The following is an 8,726-nucleotide window of genomic DNA, read 5'->3' as shown; positions in this document are numbered from 1 at the left end:
CAGTGGGGAGGGCATAGGGCCATGGACAGAATATATTAGACATCTCCAGAAAAGCTATCCATTATCAGGAACTTCTGAAAACTTTGTGGAGAGCAGGGGAGCAGCGGTGCAACCCCGCGGGGTGCGACAGACGCATCTGGTAGCGCACCAAGAGAGGGAGCAGGGGAGAAGAGAGAAAAAGTCAATTTAGCAGTAGCGATCGCTGCTTAAGTTCTCAAAAAAATGTACTTTTCAATACATTATTTTTGAGGAAAAAGTCTCTCAAGTACTTATACATAACTTGTATATTTTGTCAAGTTTACTCTTAAGAAAGATGTTTATAAAGCATAGCCAGAAAAGAGGGAGTAGGCGGAAAGAATTAGTAATTTATGTGCGATAATTGATTTTATTTTTTATGATTGGAGATGTTTATTAGACCTCTCTCCACTCTAATAGTTAGGAAAAAACTCCTTTTCATCTCCTAACATCTGACTTATGTAATATCATACATTTATTTAGCAATGCCTAAATTCTGAACAGCTTCACTAGCTATCAGCTATTAGCACTTCAGCTATTAGCATTTCAGCCTAAAAAAGCAGTGCATAGAATTAGGTATTGAAAGCTTTTTAATAATTTTAATTGCCTTATTTTAGAATTAATAGTGGTTCGACCGAATATTCATTAATCTAAATTTTTCATACTTTATGCTAAAAACAGACCCTACTTACACATTTCCTGAATCTAATCACCCTATAGTTAAGTCACTATTCCATCATAGTGACCAGGAACTATTAACCTTATTTCAAAACTATCCAGACCAAGGAAAATACTTCGTAGCGATTTTTTGTCGCTATGGTATGATAGTCCAAACTTTAATTCAACATTCCGTGCGATCCCCTGTTCAAGCAGATTATCTATTTGCCCAAACTTGGCAACATATATTTTATGAACTGCGTGGCCTAGATTTACGAGAGGGGGCAGATCCAACCAACGAAAATACTACTCTCCAGAATTGGTTAATAAATGTTACAGCTATTAGTCTTAACCAAGCAGAAATTCCTCCTGTTGAATCAATTCGTTATTCTTTACAGGTAGCTCCACCACCTTTATGGTGCTATGTTAAGCAAGTATTAGACCAGTTAGAGGCACTACTGCGCTTGATTCTGTTAATGTCTCAGACTTTTCACTGGAGTGAAACAAGAATTGCAGCATATCTCCAAGCTGAGGGAGAAACTATTTCATCTCAGGAGATAAAATCTTTGTTGCAGCAGGGATACCATCATCTAGATAATAATTTACCAGAGGATATTAAAGCTATCTATTTTAATGATGATATGAAACAAGTTAGTACGAGTATAAATCAGTTTCTCAAAGTTTCAAAATAACCAGAATCCTGATGTAGTTAAGGTCAAGACTGCGCTATGGTAGAAGTCCTGATATTTCAAAGACAGATATTTACCAAATAGGGAACAGGCAAAAGTCACAAAAAACATTTCTCTGTCTAAGGTCGATCGTTAATTTATCTACCAAGCAACTCTTTCTTTAGCTATTGCACAACATTGTTCGGTATTCATGCTGTTTGCGTTTCCATAGAATTACTTAGGAAAGCTTTGCATTAGCAAAACGTCCCCTATGAAGTAGGTCTTCTGCCGAAATTTTTTAAATTTAACTTAGGATTGAAAGTTATGTAGATGGTAACTTAAAAACTTCAGACCTCAAATTTGTCTTTAAATTAACCTAGTTCAAAAATACTCCTCCTCTCCCAGTAATATTTAGTGACTTAGTATCTAAATCAAAATTTTCTGTGGAATTAAACCTCACCTCTAATACTCTAGGAGAAATACCCCGAGGACTTACTAATAATAACCCTCCATCAGGACGTTGGTAGGTTAACGTTAATGGGACTGGCAATTCATATATTTCTGCTACTGACCTTTCTCCTAGAGTCCTATGTCGGCCACCAATTACCTGATATTTAATTACGGCATCCGTTTGATTAATCAATCTTAGAGTAACGAGACCTTCCACAGGGGTAACTCTACCTGCTGGTTCAGGAAATTGTGGTGGTATTTCATTAATCTCTTGCTGCTGGCCAGCAGGGTTTCCTACATTAGGGGGTTGACGGCGAGGAGGCTCACTTCTCTTTCGTTCTGCCTCTACTGGTTTTCCTTGACGACCAGATGGTTTACTAGCAGGAGGTTGACGACGACGAGGTTCTGTATTCTCTTCAACTTCAGCAGGTTCTTTTCTTGAAGGTTGAGTAGGTGGCTTAGTAGTACCAGGTGGAGGCCCTCCAGCTAGAGCAACTGTAATTAGTCCCATCATTAAACTGCTACAAATGGTACTAATGATCGGAGTTTTTTCAACAAGTTTAGAAAGATATTGAATCATCATAAAAAATCGGTAAGTGGGAAACCACCGTCTTTTAAGCGGTGGATGGAAACGACTTGTGGGCAGGTTTTATAGCGCTACGCGCAAGTCAGAAGTTAGTAGGGGCGTTTTGCTCCGCAACATATAAAGCGGAGAGCTTCTGCGTTAGCAAATGGCCATTCACCCGTACAGAAGTCAGAAGTAATCTCTGACTAACTTTGAGCATTTATAAATGTCAAATAATTGCCTGAAACTATTGTATTGTCAATTTTTTTAGTTTTTAGCCGATCAAATCTAACTTCTAATATATAATCCGGTTATACAGTATATGTTTATGATTCTATCCACACTTTCTACTCCCCATCTCCCCATCTCCCACAACTATATAATAAGTATTCAACCGGATTTGATATGACTCTGATTTATCGGCAAAGTAACTGTGGCCATAGTACCAACTTGAGGATGACTCTCTATGGATATTTGGCCATAATGATTTTCTATAATAGCTAGAGCGATCGCTAACCCTAAACCTGACCCAACTGTACCATGATGTGAATGAGCAGGGTCTACTCGATAAAAGCGATCGAATAAACGTGATAATGTATCAATAGGAATACCAATACCATTATCTTTGACTGTTACTTGAAGAGAGTCATATTTATATTTAAGGTTTTGATAACCTCTGAAAATTACTCCACTACTCTCAGAGCTATTGCCTAGTTTCCCTTTGTGAGTCCTCAAAGTTGCTTTTTTGACTTTGGGAAAGCGCTGCAACTCTACTACTATCTGACCACCAGATGGGGTATACTGAATTGCATTACTAATCAGATTTGTAAATAACCTAGCTAGTTGATCCCAATCTCCTATGAGTGTAATATCTTCCTCAGATGTAAGATTTTTGATGCTTGGAGATGTGTCTTGATTTTTATCTTTTTTTTGCGGGTTTAATACCCCACCGTCTACACGGTGTTCAAAATTGTTTGGGGTGAGATACTCCATGCAACTTTCCCTCCTGACTCCTGAGTTCCCCTCTTGGGAGGGGTTAGGGGTGGGTTTACTCCTGACTCCTTCTTCAACTACCTTTTCAATAAGGTCGGGTAGGGAGATTTTTAATTCTAGATTTATCTCTTGGGCAGTAGCGATCGCTTGTTGTTCTTCTACTACTTCTATCAATAAAGCATCTAAAGGTACTGATGAAAACTGGGACTGCACTATCCCACTATCTTGACGTGCCAAAAATAGTAAATCATCTACCAGTTTTCCTAACCGACGAGTCAAACGTTCGATAACTTGTAGTTGTTGCTGATGTTCGGATGATGCCAAATCTCGGTCTGCTAAAGCAACTTGTACATTAGTTTGAATCATTGCGATGGGGTTGCGGAGTTCGTGGGAAGCATCAGCAGTAAATTTTTTCAGATGTTGATAAGATTCCCGTACTGGTTGTATTGCTAACCCAGAAAGTAACCAACCAATTGCTCCTACTGAAATTATGACTAAACAGGTAATGATACTTAGGTCTAGCATTAACTGGCGAATTGGTTTTGTTACTTCAAACCAAGGATGACTGACTCGCAAATATCCCAAGACTTGGCGATCGACTTCTACTCTGTCTGTTATCTGTCGTAGTAGTAAATTATTATCTATGGGTTGTTGTAATGTTTCAACTTTTTCCAAGTGAGGGGTTATTCGTATTGTTTCTCCAGTGCGGTTGGAATGTATGGGAATATTTAGGGGAGCGGAAAAGGTTGACCAAATTAGTTCTCCTGTGGAGCTAAACCATTCAAGGTCGATATGGTCATCTTCTACTGTTTTGGCATTATCTCGAAAGCTAGCTTCGAGGTTAACACGAAATTTTTTACTATTTTTAGTGGGAAAAGATTCGATGACTAGCGATCGCTCTACTACTTCTACGACATGAAGTAAAGTATCGTCGATACGTTCGATCAAGGTATTTCGGAAATAGATATAAAATCCTGTGACAAATATAAGTAATAAAATAGCTGTGACTGTAGTGTACCAAATTGCTAAACGACGACGACTTTTTTGAAACATATTTATCACCTACATTTCGCAGTTCAAAACATAGTATAAAGGATAAGTAGTCAGTAAGTAGGTAGGTCTAATTAAACGTTAAAAAAATTGTAGGGGCAGGTTTAACCGAAAGCTTTGAATTAAGCGTGATGAGTTCTAAAAATCAGCCCTCTCTAATATTGCATTTATTTATTTTCACCTACTTAGTAGTCAGTATTGAGAGGCGAATATTTATTGCTAATTGCCAGGATAAATCAAGTGTTTATTATTGATTTATTATCATGATTGGTAGAGTCTAAATATTTGGTAATTCACCGATTTTTATACTATTTTTTGTATAGAACCCATTTGATATCTATATAATTATGGTAGTCAAGTCTTTTCGCGCATCAATTTTGAGGAAAAATCTGAAGAAGGAGTGTTTTTTGGGGGTTGCACATTATGGAATGATGTTGCCAAAAATTGCTTTAGATTTTGACTAAGAAAAACCTCATATTAATCATTCTAGCAATTGATTAATCCACAATCCAATTCTATCAAAAATATCAAATCATTCGTCACTGTGCAACACTGTTTTTTGTATTGTTTCTCCCCACATCTTCCCTCTTTCCTCTTACCTTCCCCTCTTGGGAGGGGGAGGGGCGAGGGGTGGGTTGTCTCCTGTCTCCTGACTCCTGACTTCTAGCTAAAAAAACGCGCATATTTATGAACATATAATCGGGGTTTCTATATGGCAAATTGATATGGGGAATGTGATTTATCAGGCAGGAAGCAGAAATAAATCTGGGAGTATAAATACCATCTCCTGAATCAAAAAAAATCATAATTTTAATTTTGCTGTAAAAAGGTCAGTGTATCTAGGGAATATAGCAATTATTATATTTGTGAGGTACAAAGTTATGGGTTTTAGGGAAAACCTTAACTGGGAATATTTTAACTGGGAATAGGAAATAGAAAAGAAGAAAAACAAGTGTAACTCATGAATCTGAGAAGCACTATATTTTAATTCTTGACTTTGCTGCTACTTCTTTTGCGTGTTCTTCTGCTGCGTGAATAGTTTGTATTTTCCAGTTGTTTTTTTGTTATTGTACTTTGCTCTGCTTTGGCATATTGACATTTTAGATTGACTTGTTTTTGCTTTGGTAAATCTTGATTAGTAGGTGTTTCAACTACTTCTCCCCTTTTATTAATAAATCCCCTCTTTTTTCCTTGCTTAAAAAATGCTAGTTCTCCATTAAACCTTCCTAATTCGTCATAACAAATTGGCATAACTTCCTCTCCACAATTATTGATATAACCATATTTTTTTCTAGCATTCCCCTTGCTATTTCTTGACTAAAACTATCGGCAAAATCATAGATAAAATCAATAACAATTTTGGCATTGCTGAGTGGTAATGATTTTTAGATTAAGTATCAACGCAAAACATAAGTTTTTCAATTTTACCTTCAGCTACTTACCATTACATTTCAGAAACGCCACAATTTTTCCCTTATAGTTTATATAACCCCACTTTTTATCTCGTTTTACAAGTGCTAAACCTTCAGAAAATTGCCAAGCTGATACATAAGTAGGAGGTATTATCTCTTTTCCTTCTCTATTTTTATAACCATGCAGATCGTTGACTTTAAACCGTATTAATTCTTCAGTACGATCGGTTACTTCATCATGATAATTTTTTGGTTCTTGTGGTTGATTAACATCCAAAAATTTTCCATTAGAGTCAATATATTGAGTTTGATTATTAATCTTGACTTTTGCTACTCCTAAAGAAAACTCACTTGCTGTTTCTAATTTTGGCGGAATTACAACCTTTCCAGCTCGATCTTTATACCCCCATTTCCCATCACTCTGAAAAGGAATTAAAAACTTAGTCATTGATGATAATTTATGCAAAATTTTCGATAATTTATAATATTTTATTATCATTTTCTTTGTGGGTTTAATACCCCACCGTCTACAGGGTGTTCAAAATTACATGGGGATTCTAACCCCAAGTAATTTTCCTCCTGTCTCCTGTCTCCTGTCTCCTGTCTCCTGTCTCCTTCTTCAAAGTTCAATTCAAACTACAGTTGATGCTTTTAAAGAGACTCAATTTCAAATCGTAAATATTGCAAAAATTCCCAAAAATCAGCAATACATAGAGATAATCAAAATAAATTTCATACTTTTGATATGAATTGTCTTATTGTAGGCCATGATATCATGTCCGGTTGAATAATTAGACTTTGGTGGAAGGAAGGCAGAAGGCAGGAGCGGTGCGACCCCGCGTCGGCGTTAGACGCAAGGGAATGCGCACCAAGAGAGGCAGGAGGCAGAAGGTTTTCTCAAGAGTGTCACCTTAATTTTATACACAAACGATGCTACCGGACATGATATGACTCTACGAAAAAGTGATATTTAAGCCTACATTCCGCACGACAAAATGTAGCAACCTAAGAAGGAGTCAAGAGACAGGAGACAGAATTTTAGAACAAAATCATAGCTGCCGCGATTGAGTAATCATGTATAGCAAGTATTTATACTTAATTATTTACTCGGAATTTGATCGACGAAAAAAGTAAAAAAGTCAGGACTTACGCAAAGACACTGTGTATAGAGTCCAGTAACTATTGTCCAATAGTTATGAGTACTATATATAGTGTATCTGCGTAAGTTCTATTGGTTTTTGTTGTGGCGATCGCTATAGATATAGATAGTGTGAATCATAGATTGATGTTTTTTTAACTATAGCGCCTGGGTTTTTAGATTTTAGATTAGTTTTCTTTGTGGCGATCGCTATAACTTTAATTTCATACTTTTGATATAAATAGGATTTACGCAGATACGCTATATGTAGCGCTCACAACTATTGTCCAATAGTCTTTATACTCTATAAATAGTGCCTTTACGTAAGTCCTGATAAATTGTCCTGTGATTGGCGAAAAATCTACGAAAAAGTAGTATTTAAAAGCCTTTCCTGAGGAAATACTGCGCAAACAGGTGTCTAATATATGCACAAATTGGCTGATAGCTGTTAACGTAGTTCCGACCTAGGAGGCTAGCTGATAGCTGATGGCTAGTTAAGATAAGATGATATTGGTTAAAAAATGTTAATAAGTGTTAACTTATGTTCATATCTTCTCAAGGGATAATCAAGCTCAAAAAATCCCTCAAACAGAGAGTATTTTTTGGCAATGAACCGACACCGGAACTCATAGCTATATTGCTTGTTTACTTCGTCCAAGGAATTTTAGGGTTGGGACGTCTTGCTGTCAGTTTCTTTCTCAAGGATGAATTGGCCATGAGTCCCGCTGAAGTATCGGCAATGTTGGGCGTTGTCATCATACCGTGGATGATTAAACCTGTTTTTGGGTTTATTTCAGATGGAGTGCCAATATTAGGTTATAGACGACGACCTTACATGATTTTTTCTGGGGTACTGGGGGCATTTTCTTGGATAGCATTGGCAAAATGGGTACATACTCCACTAGCAGCGACGGGAGCGATCGCTCTGAGTTCTTTATCGGTGGCTATTAGTGATGTAATTGTTGATTCTTTAGTTGTACAAAAAGTGCAAAAAGAATCTGTTAGTAGTACGGGTTCTCTACAATCTTTATGTTGGGCAGCTTCAGCATTAGGAGGACTAATAACTGCTTATTTGAGTGGTTATTTACTAGAGCATTTTAGTAATCAAACTGTATTTTTAATGACAGCTATTTTTCCTTTGATTGTTTCTGTTGTAGCCTGGTTAATTAATGAAGAAAAAGTTACTATTGGGATTAATTTTGACAATGTAAAACAGCAAATTAAACTGGTGAAAATAGCTGTTACTAAAAAATCAATTTTATTACCAACTGCTTTCCTATTTATTTGGCAAGCAACCCCTAATTCTGAGTCAGCTTTCTTTTTCTTTTCCACAAATGAATTAGGATTTCAACCAGAATTTTTAGGTAGGGTACGGTTAGTAACAAGTATTGCAGCTTTAATAGGTGTTTGGCTATTTCAACGCTTTTTTAAATCTGTTCCTTTTCGGAAAATTTTCGGATGGTCTATAGTTATTTCTGCTGTTTTAGGAATGACTACTTTATTGCTAGTTACTCATGCTAACCGCAGTCTAGGTATCGATGACCATTGGTTTAGTTTAGGAGATAGTTTAGTGCTAACAGTAATGGGAGAAATTGCTTTCATGCCTGTATTAGTTTTAGCTGCTAGACTTTGCCCACCAGGAGTAGAAGCAACTCTATTTGCTTTATTAATGTCTATCTATAATTTAGCTGGACTTATCTCCCATGAAGGAGGTGCATTGTTAATGCATAGGTTAGTGATAACTATTAACAACCACAAATTTTGATAATTTGTGGTTA

At 36.6% G+C, this 8,726-nt stretch carries 8 protein-coding genes and 1 pseudogene; 3 read left to right on the top strand and 6 right to left on the bottom strand.

The features are described from left to right. Positions 1-190, top strand: a 190-nt coding sequence (locus F6K13_RS07735) for a hypothetical protein (protein ID WP_287287155.1), incomplete at its 5' end; no start/stop codon positions are given. A gap of 493 nt (positions 191-683) precedes the next feature. Beyond that, positions 684-1,364: a sigma-70 family RNA polymerase sigma factor gene (locus tag F6K13_RS07730; protein WP_287242570.1), complete on the top strand. Its 681-nt coding sequence runs from the start codon at positions 684-686 to the stop codon at positions 1,362-1,364. A gap of 352 nt (positions 1,365-1,716) precedes the next feature. Here F6K13_RS07730 and F6K13_RS07725 read toward each other — a convergent pair whose 3' ends face one another. The 6 genes from F6K13_RS07725 to F6K13_RS07700 all read right to left on the bottom strand — a co-directional run bounded on the left by F6K13_RS07725 (position 1,717) and on the right by F6K13_RS07700 (position 6,440). Further along, positions 1,717-2,373 (bottom strand): hypothetical protein, encoded by a 657-nt coding sequence (locus tag F6K13_RS07725; protein WP_287287154.1) that lies wholly within the window; start codon positions 2,371-2,373, stop codon positions 1,717-1,719. 372 nt (positions 2,374-2,745) lie between these two features. After that, positions 2,746-4,401 carry a HAMP domain-containing sensor histidine kinase gene (locus F6K13_RS07720; protein WP_205127655.1) on the bottom strand — a complete coding sequence of 552 codons (1,656 nt, stop codon included), beginning with the start codon at positions 4,399-4,401 and terminating at the stop codon, positions 2,746-2,748. A 536-nt stretch (positions 4,402-4,937) separates the two neighbouring features. Continuing rightward, positions 4,938-5,204 (bottom strand): hypothetical protein, encoded by a 267-nt coding sequence (locus F6K13_RS07715; protein ID WP_124154847.1) that lies wholly within the window; start codon positions 5,202-5,204, stop codon positions 4,938-4,940. A 178-nt stretch (positions 5,205-5,382) separates the two neighbouring features. Continuing rightward, on the bottom strand, positions 5,383-5,673 hold the full coding sequence (locus tag F6K13_RS07710; protein ID WP_275670472.1) for a hypothetical protein: 291 nt from the start codon (positions 5,671-5,673) through the stop codon (positions 5,383-5,385). Positions 5,674-5,832: 159 nt separating this feature from the next. Next, positions 5,833-6,309, bottom strand: a complete 477-nt coding sequence (locus tag F6K13_RS07705) for a WG repeat-containing protein (protein WP_124147723.1) — start codon at positions 6,307-6,309, stop codon at positions 5,833-5,835. Further along, positions 6,306-6,440 (bottom strand): hypothetical protein, encoded by a 135-nt coding sequence (locus F6K13_RS07700; RefSeq protein ID WP_275670471.1) that lies wholly within the window; start codon positions 6,438-6,440, stop codon positions 6,306-6,308. Before F6K13_RS07700 ends, F6K13_RS07705 begins: the two co-directional genes overlap by 4 nt. 1,049 nt (positions 6,441-7,489) lie before the next feature. Between F6K13_RS07700 and F6K13_RS07695 the strand changes: the two are divergent. Further along, positions 7,490-8,726 (top strand): annotated as a pseudogene (locus F6K13_RS07695) (folate/biopterin family MFS transporter); the annotation flags it as partial.

Source organism: Okeania sp. SIO2B9, assembly GCF_010672505.1.
In the GTDB taxonomy this organism is placed as follows: Bacteria; Cyanobacteriota; Cyanobacteriia; order Cyanobacteriales; family Microcoleaceae; genus Okeania; species Okeania hirsuta.
Note: the sequence above shows the minus strand (reverse complement) of the source record. Positions and strands in the feature narration are given on the sequence as shown.